Genomic DNA, 17,651 nt, shown 5'->3' on the forward strand with positions numbered 1-17,651 from the left:
GCCCTAGTGTGAGTAAGTGCACTAGGACTATATCCGAAATGGTGGCTTTTTGTGTGTTCACTTGCCCTTTAAGGCGCTAGTGTTGGACTTATGCTTAGTGGATTTAAAGATTTCATCACCCGCGGTAACGTCATCGACCTGGCAGTTGGTCTGATTATTGGCACCGCCTTCACCGCCGTTATCACTGCCCTGGTTGAGTCGGTTCTTATGCCGGCTATCGCCGCTCTTGTCGGCGCTCAGAGCTTTGACCAGTTCCTGGCTTTCGGGGACATCAAGGTCGGCGTTTTCCTGACCGCAGTTGTTAACTTCCTGCTCGTCGCAGCAGCTGTTTACTTCTGCATCGTAACACCCATCAACAAGCTCAACGAACGTCGCGCTGCCAAGCTCGGCCTCGAAGAAGAAGCTGAAGAAGAGGATCCCCAGGTTGCTCTTCTCAAGGAGATCCGTGACGCCCTGAGCGCCAAGTAATCTCATATAAAACTCCTATAAATCACCAGGGCCCCGGTAGCACAAGCTACCGGGGCCCTGCTTTTTCTCTCCCACCTTCATCAGCTATCGGTCCCAGTCGATAGAAAGGCCTTAAGTCCCTCCGCAAAGAGAGACAAAGCTAACTCTGGCACAAGGCCAATGATTCCCTACCCCCCTTGCGCCTAACAGGAGCTATCTCCCCCCCCCTGCAGAGAAGCCACAAAATTCCTGCAAAGAGAAGGCGGGCCTCCCCTAGTGGAGAGACCCGCTGTAAGTCTTTAGGCCCAAACGCGCTCTACAGAGCTAACTCACGAGAGACCACATCGGCAAGAGCCTGAGCAGTGGCATCGGCGACTTCCTGAGTCTGGGCCTCAACCATGACGCGCACCAGAGGCTCTGTGCCCGAGGCCCGAAGCAGTACACGGCCACTATCACCAAGTTCAGCTTCTGCCTGTGCAATAGCTTCCTGGAGGGGCTGGCAGGTAGCAACGCCGGAACGGTCAACACCCTTGACGTTGATGAGCTTCTGGGGGGTTGCTTGCATACGGTTAGCCAACTCGGAGAGAGGCAGACCTGTTCGGGCAACCTCAGCGGCAAGATGCAAGCCGGTGAGAACACCGTCGCCGGTCGTGGCATGATCGCTCATAATCACGTGACCTGACTGTTCACCCCCCAGGTTGTAGCCGTGCTTGTTCATGGCTTCAAGAACATAGCGATCCCCCACCTTGGTACGCACAAGCTTGATGTCATGATCCCTGAGGAAATGCTCCAAGCCCAAAGAACTCATGACGGTTGCGACCAGGGTATCGTCTTTGAGCCTTCCTGCTTCTTTCATGGAAAGAGCAAGAATGGCCATAATCTGATCACCATCTACCAGGTTGCCCTGCTCGTCTACCGCCATACAGCGGTCAGCATCACCGTCATGGGCAATGCCCAGGTCAGCGCTGTGCTTAACAACGGCTTCTTGCAGGAGCTCGGGGTGAGTAGAACCCACACCGTCATTGATGTTGTTGCCATCGGGCTCGGCGCCAATAAGGAAGACTTTGGCGCCCAGGGCGTGGAAAGCGTCTGGGGAAACACCTGAGGAAGCGCCATTGGCGCAGTCCAAAACCACTTTGAGGCCGTTGAGACGGCGGTGTTCTGGCATGGTCGACATCAGGTGTGTCACGTAGCGGTCTTCGCCGTCTGTTAACAGACGAACTCGCCCAACATCACCGTGAGTGGGGTAACGGAAGTCTTTGGAACGGTAGAGAGCCTCAATGGCGTTCTCAATCTCATCATCCAGTTTCTTACCGCCCCGGGCCAAAAACTTAATGCCGTTGTCTTCTGCGGCGTTGTGCGACGCGGAAATCATGACACCAAAGTCTGCGCCGGTGCTTGCTACCAGGTAGGCAGCTGCAGGCGTGGGTACCATACCCGCGTCAAGGACATCAACGCCAGAAGCCGCGAAACCAGCGGTCATAGCTGCACCAATAAACTCACCGGAAATACGGGAGTCATGAGCGATGACAGCCTTGGGGCGAGTACCTTCTTCAACCGTATTGAACCCTAGGACGATGGACGCGGCCTGCGCTAGCTCCATAGCAAGCGCAGGAGTGATGAGATCGTTAGCGAGGCCGCGAACACCGTCGGTTCCGAATAATCTAGTCATTACAGACTATTCTACGCTCTCAGAGCTACTTTTCTTCACGCAGGACGGGGAAACCCTCTGGATTTTCGATGCTATCGTCGTCATCCTCCAGAACGTCCGAGCCCTTACCAACAATCAAGGAGTCTGTGGCCCCGACCAGGGCGTGGTCCTTATTGGGGTACTCAAACTGGCTGAGCACATGGCGCATAGCTTCTAGGCGAGCACGCTTCTTGTCGTTTGATTTGACCACGGTCCAGGGAGCATCACCGGTGTCAGTGTAGAAGAACATGGCTTCCTTGGCTGCGGTGTAGTCGTCCCACTTATCCAGCGATGCTAGGTCGGTAGGTGAAAGCTTCCACTGGCGCACAGGGTCGGTACGTCGTGAATTGAAACGGGCCAGCTGCTCTGCACGGGTGACAGAGAACCAGAACTTGATGAGCCTAACTCCGGAGTTCACCAGCATACGTTCTAGCTCAGGAACCTCACGCATGAACTCGTAGTACTGCTGGGAGGTGCAGTAGCCCATGACGCGCTCAACACCGGCACGGTTGTACCAAGAACGGTCCATGAGCACGATCTCGCCGCCTGAAGGAAGGTGCTGGATATAACGCTGAAAGTACCACTGGGTCTGCTCAATATCGGTGGGCTTCTCCAGGGCCACAACACGAGCGCCACGGGGATTAAGATGCTCCATAAAGCGTTTGATGGCGCCACCCTTGCCTGCGGCATCGCGGCCCTCGAAGATAATGAGTACCTTCTGGCCGGTTTCTTTAATCCATAGCTGCAGTTTGAGAAGCTCAATCTGCAAGGCACGCTTCTCTTTTTCGTACTCTTTACGTCCTAGTTTCTTATCGTAGGGGTAGCCTACCTTCCAGGCATCAGAGAGGCCCTCCTCTCCCCCCTTGAGTTTCTTGGTCAATGATGCAATCTCATCGAGCTCTGCACTGTAGTCTTCAACGACAGAGACCCGACGAGTTGTTTTAGCTAAGGCGGCCTTGACAGCTTGTTTCTTAGTGTCCTCAGGTCTGCCGGCGTGGGCCTCTTTGCCCTCAGTAACCGGGGGTGTAGTCTGTGTGTCCTCTTCCGCTGCGGCTTTTTTGCCTGGTGTGGGGTTCTGACCGGTTGCACGCGCGTCATTAGCAGATGCCATGGGCATCCTTTCTCTCGGTGTAGTTTCCACCACTATCTTAGAACGCCTCTGGGAGTAAACCCACTGTTACAGAACTTTTGACCCTAACCGGGAGCAAAGCTCTCTTACTAGGCTGACCAGGAAATACAAAAGTGCCCCCTCCCAAAAGGGAGAGGGCACTTCTCAAACAGCTGAGGCTGAAAGGATTCCAGTAAAGCTTAACGCTTGGAGAACTGTGAAGCCTTACGTGCCTTCTTAAGACCAGCCTTCTTACGCTCGATAACACGAGCGTCGCGGGTCAGGAAGCCTGCCTTCTTGAGGGCGGGGCGGTTGTTCTCGGCATCAATCTCGTTCAGTGCACGAGCAACGCCAAGACGCAGTGCGCCGGCCTGGCCGGAGGGTCCGCCACCTGAGATACGGGCGAAGACGTCGTAAGCGCCTTCAAGCTCAAGAAGCTTGAAAGGATCGTTTACTTCCTGCTGGTGCAGTTTGTTGGGGAAGTAGTTGTCAAGCTCGCGACCGTTAACGGTCCACTTGCCGGTACCGGGTACCAGGCGAACGCGAGCAACAGCTTCCTTACGGCGACCAACAGCCTGACCACCAACGGTCAGTGCGGGGCGGGCAACCTTCTCAGCTACAGGAGCTGAGGATTCGGAAGTGTAGCTAGTGAGCTCTTCTTCGGTGGTGTACTCTTCGTTCTGAGCCACGATGTCTCCTTTAATAGTTCTTTCGTAGGCCCGAATTACTGGGCAACCTGGTTGAATTCGTAGGTCTTGGGCTGCTGAGCTGCGTGGGGGTGCTCAGAACCAGCGTAAACCTTGAGGTTCTTGAGCTGCTGTGCAGCCAGCTTGTTCTTGGGGAGCATGCCCTTGACGGCCTTCTCTACGGCGCGAACAGGGTTGGTTTCCAGCAGTTCAGCGTAGTTGACGGACTTGAGACCACCGGGGTAGCCCGAGTGGCGGTAGGCACGCTTCTGCTCAAGCTTTGCACCGGTCAGTGCAACCTTTTCTGCGTTGATGATGATGACAGAGTCACCCATGTCAACGTGAGGTGCGAAGGTGGGCTTGTGCTTGCCGCGCAGCAGGATTGCGGTCTGGCTTGCGAGACGGCCGAGAACAACGTCAGAGGCATCAATGATGTGCCACTGGCGGTTGTTATCGCCTGACTTCGGAGTGTAAGTGCGCAAAATTTCGCCTTTTCTCGTTTCGGGTAGCGCTAGTTGGGTATCGCGCTAGATTACTGTGAGTGCGTGGGGCAGGGTTCGGGTGAGGGCCAAACACAACTGCCTACCAAGCTCCTAAGACCACTTATTCCCCGTTATTGTCCTGCAACTAGACCGAAGAACAGGGTACGAAATTAGGGCGGTATACGCACAACGTATGAAACTATACCCAATCTTCTAGCTTTAAGCCAGAGCTAAGCTCCCTTAAATAGGCTTGTTTGACTGACCTCACCTTTAAATCACACGAATGTTATTTAAAGAGTTCTTAGATTCCTTGCCCTATTGGCCTGCCTGGCGTATCCGGAGGCCTCTGGGTAGCTAATCCGTGCCAGAGCTAAGCCTCGTGGGGCGGCCAGACGAACCTGAGAATCACGTACCGGCGTGCTGATGCGGCTCTGCAACCAGGCAATATCGCGGGCACCCTCCCCTACCATGACCAAAGAAGCTATCAGGGTTCTGACCATATTGTGACAAAAAGCATCTGCCCTGATAGTTGCCTCGATGAGGCCGTCTTCTCTGCGTTCAAAGCTCAGTTCCCGAAGCTCGCGAATTGTTGTGGAACCGGCCCTGGGCTTGCAGAAAGAAAGGAAGTCCTTAAGGCCCAGCAGTTCTTCTGCTGCCCTGTTCATTAGCTGCAGGTCAAGCCCAGCATTAACCTGCCAGGCAAGGTGCCTGTTGAGCGGATTACTACCCCGTTCCTCCTGGTGATCTTCAATCAGGTAACGGTAGGACCGCTCTAGGGCAGAAAAGCGGGCATCGAAGTCGGCAGGCACCTCACGGCACTCTGTCACAGTGATTGCTTTCTGGAGATAGCCCTGCAAGCGGGTGGGTAGCCCGAGCTCAGCCTCTGCATCGGCCAGCGCCCGGCTCAAGGCCCCCCGCAGTTTACGGCCTAGTGCCTTACCGGGGTCAAGATTTAGGTTCTTACCCGGCATTCTTTCCCAGGCAGAACGCGAGACGTCGAAGTGCACTACCTGGTGCAGGGCGTGGACACCGGCGTCGGTTCTACCAGCCACAGTAGTATATATGGGCACCCGAAAAATGAGGGCAAGCGCTTCTTCCAGGACACCCTGTACAGTAATCAACCCGGGCTGTTTAGCCCAACCTGCAAAGGGGCCACCGTCATAGGAAAAATCTATCCGCACGCGCACCGTGGAGTCAGCGGTCTCTTCCTCATCCGCAGATAGCACAGCGCCCAGGGGGTGTTCAGTCATGTCTTTCCTTCCCAGCGTCCTGCATGTATTTCTTCCACTGTAGCGGCAAACAGAACCTTAGCTTAAAACAGCGGTGGCCTCCCCCTGAGGGAAGGCCACCGCAGACACCGAAAATTATTCGGAGATGGTCTGTGCTGCAGCACCACCAGCAGGTGCGTAACCTGCTGCTTCAGCTGATTCCTTGGTGTCGAACCAAATCTCAGCCTGGGTGTTTGCATACCAGCGTGAGCCGGGTACGTGGTACTTCATGGAGTCAGCGTTGCCCTTGATCTCGAAGCCCTCGGGAGCTTCACCGGATTCCAGAGGAGCGTGTGCGCCTGCGGGCAGGTCAGAAGCCTGAGCTTCTTCTGCTACGGGAGCGGCAGCTGCTGCGGGAGCAGGGGTCTCTTCCTGAGCTGCTGCACTATCTGCAACCTTGGTTGCTTCGGAAACAGCTGCTGCGGTTGCTACAGGCTCCATGACCAGTTCGATAACGGCCATAGGAGCGTTATCGCCCTTGCGGTTACCGATCTTGGTGATGCGGGTGTAGCCACCGGGGCGTTCTGCCATTGCGGGTGCAATGACGGTGAACAGTTCGTGGACAACTGACTTGTTACCGATGGAGCGCAGGACGCGACGGCGAGCGGCGAGATCACCCTTCTTAGCGAAGGTAATCAGGCGCTCAGCGACCGGACGCATGCGCTTGGCCTTGGTAACGGTCGTGGTGATGCGCTTGTGCTCGAAGAGCTGCTGAGACAGGTTGTTCAGCATGATGCGCTCGTGGGTCGGTGATCCGCCGAGGCGGGGACCCTTAGTGGGAGTAGGCATATTAATTTCTCCTGGTAAGCCGTTCCTCAAGCCGTCAGGCTAGTGGAACCAAAGATGTTTGACTGGTGTAACGCGGGTGCGTTGACTGCCGGTGTCTTAGTAGTCGCTGCCGTAGCTGTCGTCGTCCTGCAGGCGGGCTGAGAGATCCATACCGGCGGGTGAGTCCTTGAGGGACAGGCCGAGCTCGGTGAGCTTTGCCTTGACTTCGTCGATGGACTTGGCACCGAAGTTACGGATGTCCATGAGGTCAGCTTCGCTGCGGGTCACGAGCTCACCCACGGTGTGGATGCCCTCGCGCTTGAGGCAGTTGTAGGAGCGGACGGTCATGTCCAGGTCTTCGATGGGCAGAGCCAGGTCTGCGGCCATTGACTCGTCAGCGGGTGACGGGCCAACTTCGATACCTTCAGCGGCAGTGTTGAGTTCACGGGCAAGGCCGAAGAGCTCAACGAGGGTGTTACCTGCTGATGCGACTGCGTCGCGGGGAGCAATTGCTTCCTTGGTTTCGACGTCCAGGGTAAGGGAGTCGAAGTCGGTGCGCTGCTCAACACGGGTTGCGCTAACGCGGAAGGTGACCTTCAGGACGGGTGAGTAGATGGAGTCAACCGGGATACGGCCGATCTCTGCATCACCTGACTTGTTCTGGGCTGCCGAGACGTAGCCACGGCCGCGTTCGATGGTCAGTTCTGCGTTGAAGTTTGCGCGGTTGTTGAGGGTTGCGATGTGCAGATCCGGGTTGTGGATCTCGACGCCTGCGGGCACCTCAATGTCGGCTGCGGTGAGTTCACCTTCGCCCTGCTTGCGCAGGTAAGCGATAACGGGTTCGTCGTTCTCAGATGAGATGGAGAGCTTCTTGATGTTCAAGATGATCTCGGTGACGTCCTCGGTCACACCTTCTACGGTGCTGAATTCGTGCAGCACACCGTCGATGCGGATGCTGGTTACAGCGGCACCGGGGATTGATGAGAGAAGGGTGCGACGGAGGGAGTTACCCAGGGTGTAGCCGAAGCCGGGTTCGAGGGGCTCGATGGTGAAGCGTGAACGGTTTTCCGATACATGTTCTTCACGTAGGATGGGGCGCTGTGCAATGAGCACTATGTTTCCTTTCGGTGAGCATCCGCTATATGAGCTCACAGGTTGGGAAAAACGAGTGAGGAAGCAGACGAAGCAGTCTGTTCATTGATCGGCTACCGTGAGGTGGCCAATCGCCCGATGTTCGGGACGCGTCTAGACAGCGAGGTTTAGACGTGGCGGCGCTTCGGGGGACGGCAACCGTTGTGGGCAACGGGGGTGACGTCCTGGATGGAGCCAACCTCGAGGCCGGTAGCCTGGAGTGAGCGGATAGCGGTTTCGCGACCGGGGCCGGGGCCCTTAACGAAAACGTCTACCTTGCGGACACCGTGCTCCTGAGCGCGCTTTGCAGCGGTCTCAGCGGCCATCTGAGCTGCGTAGGGGGTTGACTTACGTGAACCCTTGAAGCCCATTTCACCTGCGGATGACCAGGAGATAACCGCACCTGAAGGATCGGTGATCGATACGATGGTGTTGTTAAAGGTTGACTTGATGTGTGCCTGACCGGCAACAATGTTCTTGGAAACCTTGCGGCGGCCGGTTCGTTTGGCCGCTGCGCGAGTCTTGGGAGGCATTTTTGATTCTCCTACAAAGTTTTGGTGGAAGTGTTGGCCTTACGCGATGTGTAAGACTGAGACAACACTGTTTACTTCTTCTTACCGGCGACGGTACGCTTGGGGCCCTTGCGGGTACGAGCGTTGGTCTTGGTGCGCTGGCCGTGTACGGGAAGGCCACGGCGGTGACGCAGACCCTGGTAGCTACCGATTTCTACCTTGCGGCGGATATCAGCAGCAACCTCGCGGCGAAGGTCACCTTCAACCTTGTAGTTGCCTTCGATGAAGTCACGAAGTGCTACGAGCTGTGAGTCGTCAAGGTCCTTGACGCGGGTGTTGGGGTCAACACCGGTTGCAGCTAGCGCTTCTTTTGCACGGGTCTTGCCCACGCCGTAGATGTAAGTAAGAGCAATTTCCACGCGCTTTTCGCGGGGAATATCGACTCCAGCGAGACGTGCCATGGGGCGTTCTCCTTGTTTTCGCAGAGGTCTGTGACATCACTGCCCGGTTGTTCCGGTCCCCGGCCTCTGTGCCCGAGGGTATCCTGATTGCTCAGGAGCGGTGCCATTTTCTGTCTGCCACCGGTGAGGGTGGACTTTTCTCAGCTGTCCTGGGTGTTAGCCCTGGCGCTGCTTGTGGCGCGGGTTTTCGCAGATCACCATGACCACACCGTGACGGCGGATCACTTTGCACTTGTCGCAGATCGGCTTAACGCTCGGCTTGACCTTCATCGCATTCCTTTGCGTTGATGTTTCAGCTAATGCTTTGGACGGGCGGGGTAAGAGGTTCTGTGTCCGGTTGCCCGGTGGTAGAACTGTTTACCCCTTTTACACGGCGTAAACGCCGCATAGTGCGACGTTTGCCTTTGTGTTTACTTGTAGCGGTAGACGATACGACCGCGTGAGAGGTCGTAGGGGCTCAGCTCCACTACTACTCGGTCCTCAGGCAGGATTCGAATGTAGTGCTGACGCATCTTGCCTGAGATGTGTGCCAGTACTTTGTGTCCGTTGTCCAGCTCAACGCGGAATGATGCGTTGGGCAGTGCTTCGACCACGGTACCTTCGATCTCGATGACGCCGTCTTTCTTGGCCATATCCTCCGCTTTACGTTCGTGCCCATTTTTGTGTGGGCAGTTGGTAGTATTTTTTCTGCGTTCGGGGCTTGTTCTCAAGGGGTGAGCTTGGCTCCGCATGCGCGCAAACGCTTGGCACAGACAACCAACAATCTAATATACGGCAAATGCCCCAGAAAGTTAACGGTTTCCTCAAAACATAATGAGGTTCACATTAACTCGCTGGGGCTTTGTTGCTGTTGCGGTTCTTGCGTGAAGCGGACACAAGATGATGGAGGAACAGTCCCCGTATGCCTTCAACTTATTAGCTTGGGCATACTCCTATGCTGGCTGGGATTTATTCTGCTGGTGGCCTGCCCCGTCTGCTGGCTTGGGCTGGCGTTTAGGGGGCAGACGGGGCGCACAAGCAAAAAGAGGAACTTATATACTCTTAGTCCTCTTTGGCGGCTAGCTGGCCGCATGCTCCGTCGATATCGCTACCGCGTGTGTCGCGCACGGTGGTGGGAATCCCATGGGCGCGGAGGCGCTCAACAAAGTTCTGTTCAACGCCCTTGCGTGAGGCTGTCCATTTGGAGCCGGGGGTGGGGTTGAGGGGGATGGGGTTGACGTGGACCCAGCCCCGGCCGCGCTGGGCCAGTTTCTTACCGAGGAGGTCCGCGCGCCAGCCCTGGTCGTTGATGTCGCGAATAAGTGCGTACTCGATGGAGATACGGCGGCCGGTGGTCCGGTAGTAGTCGTAGGCCGCGTCGAGGGTTTCGTCGACTTTCCAGCGCTGGTTGATGGGGATCAGTTCATCACGAAGTTCATCATCTGGGGCGTGCAGAGACAGCGCCAGGGTGATGGGGAGTTTTTCGAGTTCAAATTTGCGGATACCGGGGACTAGTCCAACGGTAGACATGGTGATGCCCCGTGCTGAGATTCCTAGGCCTTCGGGGGCCGGATCGATGAGGCGGTGAACGGCCCCCATGGTTGCCTTATAGTTGGCGAGGGCTTCGCCCATGCCCATGAAGACGATGTTGGAGACGCGCAGGGGGCGGGTGTTTTCGGATCCGCCTTCGGCCTCTTCAAGGCCCTTCATTTTTTTCAGGTAACGGGCACCGGCTACAACCTGCTCCACGATTTCGGCGGTGGAAAGGTTGCGGGTGAGACCCTGCTGGCCGGTGGCGCAGAAGGGGCAGTTCATACCGCAGCCTGCCTGCGATGAGATACACATGGTAACGCGGTTTTCGTAGCGCATGATCACAGACTCGACCAGTGCTCCGTCAAAGAGGCGGTGAACTACTTTGAGGGTGTCACCGCCATCTGCTTCGAGAGTACGCACGGTGGTCAGAAGCTGGGGCATGGCTTCTGCGACCATTGTATTGCGTTCGGCGGCGGGTAGGTCGGTCATCTGCTCGGGGTCAGTAACCAGGCGTTCAAAGTAGTGCTTGGAGAGTTGGGCGGCGCGGAAGGGCTTGTAGCCCAGTTCTTCCAGAAAGGCGCGGCGGCCTGCCATGTCGAAGTCAGCGATGTGGCGCGGGGGCTTGCCGCGGCGAGGGGCCTTGAGGATGATTTGCCCCGGCTCTGGTCTGGCGCTGGAGATTTCCAGGGGGACGCTAATCGTTTCAGTCATAAAGTCTATGCTTTCGGTGAGGGGTGGGGGCTAGCGGCCTTTCCCCGGTGAAATGGTTCGTTTCTGATGGCCGGAGCGGCGGGTAATCCAAAGGTTCTGAGGGTGCCGCGCCTTCGGGATGAATTCTTAGGCAGGAATGGGCTTTACCGTAACACCGAGCTTGGAGAGTTCGGAGGCTCCGCCGTCTTCGGCGGTAAGGACCCAAATACCGTCTGAGTGGATCGCCACGGAGTGCTCCCATTGGCAGGCATCTCCCCCATCAAGAGTTTTGATGGTCCAGTCATCTTCGAGGGTGACGGTTTCAATGCCGCCGGTGACCAGCATGGGCTCAATCGCTAGGGCCATTCCTTTTTTGAGGCGGGGGCCCAGGTCACGAGCGGCGTAATTGAGTACGTCTGGGGCCATGTGCATGGAAGTGCCAATTCCGTGGCCTACAAAGTCTTCGATGATCCCGTACTTGTCGCCGGTTTCTTGGCGGACAAAGTTTTCAATGGCGAAACCAATTTCACCGACTTTTTTGGCTCTTGCGGCAGCGGCAATGCCCTGCCAGAGAGCCGCGCGGGTGATCTCGGAGAGCTCGCGGCGGGCATCGGATACGGTTTTCCCGACCAGCACGGTTCGGGCGGAGTCGCCGTGCCAGGTGGTTCCACGGTCGTCCTGAACGGTTGCGCCACCGTCAATAGAGATAATGTCACCTTCAGCTAAGACCCGGTCACCGGGGATCCCGTGGACCACTTGGTCGTTGACGGAGGTACAGATAGTTGCCGGGTAGTCGTAGTAGCCCAGGAAGTTAGACCCAGCCCCGTGTTCGGCGAGTACCTTCCGGAAGACCCGGTCAAGCTCTGCGGTGGTCACACCGGGTAGGGCTGCGGCAACGGCAGCATCTAAGGCGCGGGAGGTGATAACACCGGCTCGGGCCATCTCAGCTAGTTGACGGTCGGTTTTGTACTCTATGCGGCGCATGTGTCTCTTTCAGGGCTGTATGGGGCTTGTGGTAAATGCCAAGGCTACACCAGTGTGCGTTAAAGTGCTGTGCCCCCGCAATGACCGGGGGCACAGGTGGGTCGGTAAGCTCTACTTAAGAGCATCCATGATGCGGGCGGTAACCTCATCGATCTCGCCCAAACCGTTGACTTCTGAAACCAGCTGACGCTCGGTGTAGATTTCAAGCAGCGGAGCTGTTTCTTCTTGGTAGACCTTCAGGCGGTGGCGGATGACCTCTTCGTTATCATCTGAGCGACCTTCTTTAGCGGCCCGACCCAGCAGACGCTGAACCAGTTCGTCGTTATCTGCAACCAGGAGCAGAACACGGTCAATTTTCTGGCCCATGTCAGCAAGAATTGAGTCGAGTTCAGCAACCTGAGCGGTATTTCGGGGGTAGCCGTCCAGCAGGAAGCCCTGGGCGGTATCGTCTTCAGCCAGACGAGCGCGTACCATACGGTTGGTTACCGAGTCTGGAACCAGGTTGCCTGAGTCAATGTAGCTCTTTGCTTCTTGGCCCAGGTCGGTAGCTTCCTTAATATTCTTGCGGAAGATGTCGCCGGTAGAGATAGCGGGAATGTTCAGTTTTTCAGCGATTTTGACGGCCTGAGTGCCTTTGCCGGCACCGGGAGGGCCGATGATGAGCAAGCGGTTCATCGGAGCAGTCCTTCGTAGTTGCGTTGTTGGAGCTGGGCGTCGATCTGCTTGATAGTATCAAGACCAACGCCGATAACGATCAGCAGTGAGGCACCGCCGAGCGGGAAATTTTGGTTGGCACCAAAGAGCACAAATGCAATCAGTGGAATCAAGGCCAAGAATGCTACATAGATAGCGCCCGGTAGAGTGATGCGATTCAGGACGTAGCTCAGGTACTCCTGGGTTGGTCGGCCTGCACGGATACCGGGAATGAAGCCGCCGTACTTCTTCATATTGTCTGCTACTTCCTCGGTGTCAAAGGTGATTGAGACATAGAAATAGGCGAAGCCAAGGATCATCAGGAAGTAGAGAACCATGTAAAGCGGTTTGTCCCCCATGGTTAGGTTGGCCTTGACCCAGTTGACCCATTCCGGTGGTGCAGAGCCATCGGAAGGAGTATTGAACTGAGCGAGCAAACCGGGAACCATCAGCATGGATGATGCAAAGATGATGGGGATAACACCGGCCATATTGACTTTAAGGGGAATATAGGTGGTTGTTCCCCCGATAGTGCGGCGACCAATCATACGCTTAGCATACTGAACCGGGATACGACGCTGGGACTGTTCTACAAAGACCACAGCAACGATCAGGACCAGGCCAACTGCAATGACAGCTGAGAAGATGCCCCAACCTTGCGCCTGTAAAATAGCGCCAAATGCACCGGGGAAGGAAGCAGCAATAGATGTAAAGATCAGCAGGGACATACCGTTACCCACGCCCTTCTCGGTGATCTGTTCGCCCAGCCACATGACGACGCCGGTACCGGCTGTCAGGGTGGTGATAATCAGAAGAATGTTGAGAAAACCGTCCTCGGGAATTACCGGCAGGGCGCACCCTTGCAGCAGCATGCCCGAACGAGCCAGTGAAACGATGGTTGTGGCGTTCAGCAGAGCCAGCAAGATAGTCAGATAGCGAGTGTACTGGGTGAGTTTAGTCTGCCCCTGCGCGCCTTCCTCATGGAGTTGCTGGAACCGGGGAATCACCACGCGCAGCAGCTGCACAATAATACTGGCGGTAATGTATGGCATAACACCCAGGGCAAAAATCGAGAGCTGAAGCAGCGCGCCACCGCTAAAGAGGTTAATCATGTCGTAGATACCACCGCTTGCGGTGATGGTATTGAGGCACTGCTGGACGTTTCCGTAGGAAACACCGGGGGCGGGGATAAAGACGCCCAACCGGTAAATCACGATAATTCCCAGGGTGAACAGCAGCTTGTTACGCAGGTCAGGCGTCTTAAAGGCCCGTCCGAAAGCGGTCAGCACATGTCCTCCTGTGAGACAAAAGTTTTGGTAGCCCTTCTTTCCTGGCCGAAGCCAGAAGACGGAGCTTTTACACAATCTTCTACAGTTTAGCGCTTAATCTTAATTATTTCGCGGTCACACTGTGTGGCCAGCCCTATACCCAGGCTTTTCAGTGTTGATATTCTGGCTTCACTCCCCCACCCCAGCTTTCCAGCAGATGAGACCGGCCCCTGTAGATGGCATCAAAAGAAGGGCTCCCCTCACGGTGACGTGAGAGGAGCCCTACCGGTTAACCCGGTGAGTCCAAAGACTACTTGACGGTTACAGAACCGCCAGCAGCTTCGATCTTAGCCTTAGCTGATTCGGAAACCTTATCAACGGTTACCTTGTAGGCTACTGAAACTTCGCCGGTACCCAGAACCTTAACCAGCTCGTTCTTGCGAACGGCGCCAGCTGCTACCAGTGCGTCAACGGTGATGTCGCCGCCCTGAGGGAACAGTTCCGCAATACGGTCCAGGTTAACAACCTGGTACTCGGTACGGAAGGGGTTCTTGAAGCCGCGGAGCTTGGGAAGGCGCATGTGCAGCGGAAGCTGACCACCTTCAAAGCCCGCACGGACCTGGTAACGAGCCTTGGTACCCTTGGTACCGCGACCTGCGGTCTTACCCTTTGAGCCTTCACCGCGGCCTACGCGGGTCTTTGCCTTATGGGCACCCGGAGCCGGGCGCAGATCGTGAATCTTGATAGCGTCGTTATTTTCTACTGCCATCTTTACTTGACCTCCTCAACCTGAACCAGGTGAGCTACGGTGTTGACCATGCCGCAGGTGACGGGGTCAGCAGTGCGAACAACCATGTTACCGGGGCGCTTGAGGCCCAAGGAACGAAGGGTGTCGCGCATGTTCTGCTTTTCGCCAACGTAGGACTTGATCTGGGTGATTTCCAGCTTTGCATCGCTGGGCTGAATACGCTTGCCGGACATTAGGCACCTGCCTTTTCAGACTGAGCGACACGCAAGAAGCCGGGGATAACCTCGTCCTGGGGAAGACCACGGCGTGCTGCAACTGCAACGGGCTCTTCGAGCTGACGCAGTGCATCGATGGTCGCGTGGACAATGTTGATCTGGTTCGAGGAACCGAGTGACTTGGACAGAACATCGTGGATGCCTGCTGCCTCAAGTACGGCACGAACGGGACCACCAGCGATAATACCGGTACCAGCGGTAGCGGGGCGGAGCATAACTACGCCTGCTGCTGCTTCACCCTGAACGCGGTGAGGAATAGTGCGGCCTTCAATACGGGGTACGCGGAAGAAGTTCTTCTTAGCTTCTTCAACACCCTTAGAGATGGCGGCGGGAACTTCCTTAGCCTTACCGTAGCCGACGCCAACCATACCGTTACCGTCACCAACAACGACAAGTGCGGTGAAGCTGAAGCGACGACCACCCTTGACGACCTTGGAGACGCGGTTGATGGTGACAACGCGCTCGATGAACTTGTCCTTCTCTTCTTCGCGGCCGCGGTTGCCACGGCGATCACCACGGTTACCGCGGCGGTCGCCACGCTCGTTACGGCGGGCTTCGCGCTTCTCGGAAGTTTCAGCGGTAGCTTCTGCGCTTGCTTCAGTCACCTGAGTTTCCTTTTCATTTACAGTCTGCTCGCTCATTAGAGTGCCAGACCTCCTTCGCGTGCGCCTTCTGCAACTGCTGCGACACGGCCGTGGTACTTGTTACCACCGCGGTCGAAGACAACTGCCTCGATGCCTGCCGCCTTGGCACGCTCGGCGACGAGTTCGCCCACGCGCTTTGCCTTAGCGGTCTTGTCTAGCTCTGCGGCGCGCAGCTCAGCTTCCATGGTGGATGCTGATGCAAGGGTTACGCCCTTGGTGTCGTCAATGACCTGAACGAACATGTGACGAGCTGAGCGGGTAACAGACAGACGAGGACGTGCTGCGGTACCTGAAACGTACTTGCGAACGCGTGCGTGACGGCGTGCGCGCTGTGCTGACTTAGTCTTTACAGCCATTGTTACTTACCAGCCTTTCCGACCTTGCGACGGATCTGCTCGCCTTCGTAGCGAACACCCTTACCCTTGTAGGGATCGGGCTTACGCAGACCGCGAATGTTAGCTGCAACCTGGCCAACCTGCTGCTTGCTGATACCGGAAACGGTCAGCTTGTTAGCGCCCTCAACAGCGAATGAGATACCTTCAGGTGCCTTAACGGTGATGGGGTGTGAGTAGCCAAGTGCGAACTCGAGGTCGGAACCCTTTGCGGTTACACGGTAACCGGTACCAACGATTTCGAGCTTCTTGGTGTAGCCTTCGGTGACACCGATGATCATGTTCTGAATCAGGGTGCGGGTCAGGCCGTGCAGAGAGCGTGAATCGCGCTCATCGTTCGGGCGGGTGACGGTGAGTACACCGTCTTCGAGAGTGACCTCGATGGGGGCTGCGACTTCGTGAGTCAGCTCGCCCTTTGAACCCTTAACGGCAACAAGGTTGCCGTCGATTTTTACCTCAACGCCGGCAGGAACCGAGATGGGGAGACGTCCAATACGTGACATTCTTCTTCCTTTCTCTTCTTACCGACTACCAGATGTAAGCGACGACTTCGCCGCCAACACCCTTCTTCGCAGCCTGCTTGTCAGTAAGCAGACCTGAAGAGGTTGACAGGATTGCGATACCGAGGCCACCGTGTACCTGAGGAAGGTTGGTGGACTTTGCGTATACACGCAGACCCGGCTTGGAAATACGGCGAACGCCAACAATGGAACGCTCGCGTGAGGGGCCGAATTTCAGTTCGAGGGTCAGAGTCTTACCGACTCGTGCTTCCTCTTCCTTGAAGTCAGCGATGTAGCCTTCAGCTTTGAGGATCTCGGCGATGCGAGCCTTCAGCTTAGAGTAAGGCATTGAAACGGAGTCGTGATGTGCTGAGTTTGCGTTGCGCAAACGGGTCAGCATATCTGCGACAGGATCTGTCATAGTCATGGTGGGCTAGGCCCTTCCTCGTTATGGTTTCCTCACCTGAGTACAGGTGCGGACCTATAACGTAGTCGTTACTGAGTCTTGAACGGGAAACCGAGTGCTTTGAGAAGCGCACGGCCTTCATCGTCGGTCTTTGCGGTGGTAACCACGGTGATGTCCATGCCGCGTACACGGTCAATGGAATCCTGGTCGATTTCGTGGAACATTGACTGTTCGGTCAAACCGAAGGTGTAGTTACCGTTACCGTCGAACTGGCGATCCGAGAGGCCGCGGAAGTCGCGGATACGGGGAAGAGCCAGGGTGACCAGGCGGTCGAGGAATTCCCACATGCGGTCGCCACGGAGAGTGACGTGCGCACCGATGGGCTGGCCTTCGCGCAGCTTGAACTGTGCGATGGACTTCTTCGCGCGGGTAACGAGAGGCTTCTGACCGGTGATTGCGGTGAGGTCGCGGATAGCACCATCCATGAGCTTCGCGTCCTTGGCAGCTTCACCAACACCCATGTTAACGACGACCTTAACGATCTTCGGTGCCTGCATGACGTTCTCGTACTTGAACTCTTCTTGCAGGGCGGGGGTGACTACTTCGTTGAACTTCGTCTTGAAACGAGGGGTAATCTTTGCTTCGGTCATTAGATGTCCTTACCCGAGCTCTTGGCAACGCGAACGCGAACAGTGCGCTCCTTGCCATTGCGCTCTACGGTCTCGAGGCGGTAACCAACGCGGGTCGGCTTCTTGGTCTCGGGATCAACGATTGCAACGTTAGAAACGTGAATCGGAGCCTCAACCTTTTCGATGCCACCAGCTTCGCCGGTCATGGGGTTAGCCTTGTTGTGCTTGGTGATGATTTTTACGCCTTCAACCAGCACGCGCTCGGTCTTAGGGAATACCTTAAGAACCTTGCCCTGCTTACCCTTATCTGCACCTGAAATAACCTGTACCAGGTCACCAGACTTGATTTTAGCCATG

24 protein-coding genes are annotated in these 17,651 nt (G+C 56.2%); 1 reads left to right on the top strand and 23 read right to left on the bottom strand.

Translation table 11 applies throughout. The features are described 5' to 3' along the window. The first annotated feature begins 90 nt into the window (after positions 1–90). A complete protein-coding gene (mscL, locus tag ACN08Y_RS00450; RefSeq protein WP_419111553.1) occupies positions 91–468 on the top strand; it encodes a large conductance mechanosensitive channel protein MscL in 378 nt (125 codons plus the stop codon). Positions 469–763: 295 nt separating this feature from the next. On the opposite strand, the gene glmM is transcribed toward mscL, so the two are convergent. The 23 genes from glmM to rplX form a co-directional block, all read right to left on the bottom strand. Next, the gene (gene glmM, locus ACN08Y_RS00455) at positions 764–2,119 is read right to left on the bottom strand and encodes a phosphoglucosamine mutase (RefSeq protein WP_419099328.1); all 1,356 of its coding nucleotides are present in this window, start codon (positions 2,117–2,119) and stop codon (positions 764–766) included. A 25-nt stretch (positions 2,120–2,144) separates the two neighbouring features. Further along, positions 2,145–3,248: a polyphosphate kinase 2 gene (gene ppk2, locus ACN08Y_RS00460; RefSeq protein WP_419111554.1), complete on the bottom strand. Its 1,104-nt coding sequence runs from the start codon at positions 3,246–3,248 to the stop codon at positions 2,145–2,147. A gap of 197 nt (positions 3,249–3,445) precedes the next feature. Beyond that, positions 3,446–3,934 (bottom strand): 30S ribosomal protein S9, encoded by a 489-nt coding sequence (gene rpsI, locus ACN08Y_RS00465; protein ID WP_419111555.1) that lies wholly within the window; start codon positions 3,932–3,934, stop codon positions 3,446–3,448. A 35-nt stretch (positions 3,935–3,969) separates the two neighbouring features. Next, the gene (rplM, locus tag ACN08Y_RS00470; protein WP_419099326.1) at positions 3,970–4,413 is read right to left on the bottom strand and encodes a 50S ribosomal protein L13; all 444 of its coding nucleotides are present in this window, start codon (positions 4,411–4,413) and stop codon (positions 3,970–3,972) included. 290 nt (positions 4,414–4,703) lie between these two features. After that, positions 4,704–5,663 (bottom strand): tRNA pseudouridine(38-40) synthase TruA, encoded by a 960-nt coding sequence (gene truA, locus ACN08Y_RS00475; RefSeq protein ID WP_419111556.1) that lies wholly within the window; start codon positions 5,661–5,663, stop codon positions 4,704–4,706. A 114-nt stretch (positions 5,664–5,777) separates the two neighbouring features. Continuing rightward, positions 5,778–6,470 (bottom strand): 50S ribosomal protein L17, encoded by a 693-nt coding sequence (gene rplQ / locus ACN08Y_RS00480; RefSeq protein ID WP_419099324.1) that lies wholly within the window; start codon positions 6,468–6,470, stop codon positions 5,778–5,780. Between the two features lie 96 nt (positions 6,471–6,566). Continuing rightward, positions 6,567–7,562, bottom strand: coding sequence for a DNA-directed RNA polymerase subunit alpha (locus ACN08Y_RS00485; protein WP_419099323.1), 996 nt, complete (start codon positions 7,560–7,562; stop codon positions 6,567–6,569). 146 nt (positions 7,563–7,708) lie between these two features. Continuing rightward, complete coding sequence (gene rpsK, locus ACN08Y_RS00490) at positions 7,709–8,113, bottom strand: 30S ribosomal protein S11 (RefSeq protein WP_083090739.1); 405 nt, start codon at positions 8,111–8,113, stop codon at positions 7,709–7,711. Between the two features lie 71 nt (positions 8,114–8,184). Further along, positions 8,185–8,553, bottom strand: a complete 369-nt coding sequence (rpsM, locus tag ACN08Y_RS00495) for a 30S ribosomal protein S13 (protein ID WP_237202258.1) — start codon at positions 8,551–8,553, stop codon at positions 8,185–8,187. 156 nt (positions 8,554–8,709) lie between these two features. Continuing rightward, positions 8,710–8,823 carry a 50S ribosomal protein L36 gene (gene rpmJ, locus ACN08Y_RS00500; RefSeq protein ID WP_004005257.1) on the bottom strand — a complete coding sequence of 38 codons (114 nt, stop codon included), beginning with the start codon at positions 8,821–8,823 and terminating at the stop codon, positions 8,710–8,712. A 140-nt stretch (positions 8,824–8,963) separates the two neighbouring features. Next, complete coding sequence (gene infA / locus ACN08Y_RS00505; RefSeq protein ID WP_083090737.1) at positions 8,964–9,185, bottom strand: translation initiation factor IF-1; 222 nt, start codon at positions 9,183–9,185, stop codon at positions 8,964–8,966. A 409-nt stretch (positions 9,186–9,594) separates the two neighbouring features. Beyond that, complete coding sequence (gene rlmN / locus ACN08Y_RS00510) at positions 9,595–10,776, bottom strand: 23S rRNA (adenine(2503)-C(2))-methyltransferase RlmN (RefSeq protein ID WP_419111557.1); 1,182 nt, start codon at positions 10,774–10,776, stop codon at positions 9,595–9,597. Positions 10,777–10,902: 126 nt separating this feature from the next. After that, positions 10,903–11,739 carry a type I methionyl aminopeptidase gene (map, locus tag ACN08Y_RS00515; RefSeq protein ID WP_419099321.1) on the bottom strand — a complete coding sequence of 279 codons (837 nt, stop codon included), beginning with the start codon at positions 11,737–11,739 and terminating at the stop codon, positions 10,903–10,905. Positions 11,740–11,850: 111 nt separating this feature from the next. Beyond that, entirely contained in the window at positions 11,851–12,414 is a 564-nt protein-coding gene (locus ACN08Y_RS00520; protein WP_419099320.1) for an adenylate kinase, read from the bottom strand. After that, positions 12,411–13,721: a preprotein translocase subunit SecY gene (gene secY, locus ACN08Y_RS00525; RefSeq protein ID WP_419111558.1), complete on the bottom strand. Its 1,311-nt coding sequence runs from the start codon at positions 13,719–13,721 to the stop codon at positions 12,411–12,413. Before secY ends, ACN08Y_RS00520 begins: the two co-directional genes overlap by 4 nt. A 289-nt stretch (positions 13,722–14,010) precedes the next feature. Beyond that, positions 14,011–14,469 carry a 50S ribosomal protein L15 gene (gene rplO, locus ACN08Y_RS00530; RefSeq protein WP_419099318.1) on the bottom strand — a complete coding sequence of 153 codons (459 nt, stop codon included), beginning with the start codon at positions 14,467–14,469 and terminating at the stop codon, positions 14,011–14,013. Positions 14,470–14,471: 2 nt separating this feature from the next. Next, positions 14,472–14,681 (bottom strand): 50S ribosomal protein L30, encoded by a 210-nt coding sequence (rpmD, locus tag ACN08Y_RS00535; protein ID WP_419111559.1) that lies wholly within the window; start codon positions 14,679–14,681, stop codon positions 14,472–14,474. Beyond that, on the bottom strand, positions 14,681–15,364 hold the full coding sequence (gene rpsE / locus ACN08Y_RS00540) for a 30S ribosomal protein S5 (RefSeq protein ID WP_419099316.1): 684 nt from the start codon (positions 15,362–15,364) through the stop codon (positions 14,681–14,683). The genes rpmD and rpsE overlap by 1 nt, the downstream gene beginning before the upstream one ends. Then, positions 15,364–15,723 carry a 50S ribosomal protein L18 gene (rplR, locus tag ACN08Y_RS00545; protein ID WP_419099315.1) on the bottom strand — a complete coding sequence of 120 codons (360 nt, stop codon included), beginning with the start codon at positions 15,721–15,723 and terminating at the stop codon, positions 15,364–15,366. The genes rpsE and rplR overlap by 1 nt, the downstream gene beginning before the upstream one ends. 2 nt (positions 15,724–15,725) lie before the next feature. Next, the gene (gene rplF, locus ACN08Y_RS00550) at positions 15,726–16,262 is read right to left on the bottom strand and encodes a 50S ribosomal protein L6 (protein ID WP_419099314.1); all 537 of its coding nucleotides are present in this window, start codon (positions 16,260–16,262) and stop codon (positions 15,726–15,728) included. A gap of 25 nt (positions 16,263–16,287) precedes the next feature. Further along, the gene (gene rpsH / locus ACN08Y_RS00555) at positions 16,288–16,686 is read right to left on the bottom strand and encodes a 30S ribosomal protein S8 (RefSeq protein WP_419099313.1); all 399 of its coding nucleotides are present in this window, start codon (positions 16,684–16,686) and stop codon (positions 16,288–16,290) included. A 68-nt stretch (positions 16,687–16,754) separates the two neighbouring features. Then, positions 16,755–17,315, bottom strand: a complete 561-nt coding sequence (rplE, locus tag ACN08Y_RS00560) for a 50S ribosomal protein L5 (protein WP_135013744.1) — start codon at positions 17,313–17,315, stop codon at positions 16,755–16,757. Next, the gene (rplX, locus tag ACN08Y_RS00565) at positions 17,315–17,650 is read right to left on the bottom strand and encodes a 50S ribosomal protein L24 (protein WP_419099312.1); all 336 of its coding nucleotides are present in this window, start codon (positions 17,648–17,650) and stop codon (positions 17,315–17,317) included. The genes rplE and rplX overlap by 1 nt, the downstream gene beginning before the upstream one ends. Position 17,651: the final 1 nt, after the last annotated feature.

This window comes from Rothia sp. P5764 (assembly GCF_048512965.1).
Classification (GTDB): domain Bacteria; phylum Actinomycetota; class Actinomycetes; order Actinomycetales; family Micrococcaceae; genus Rothia.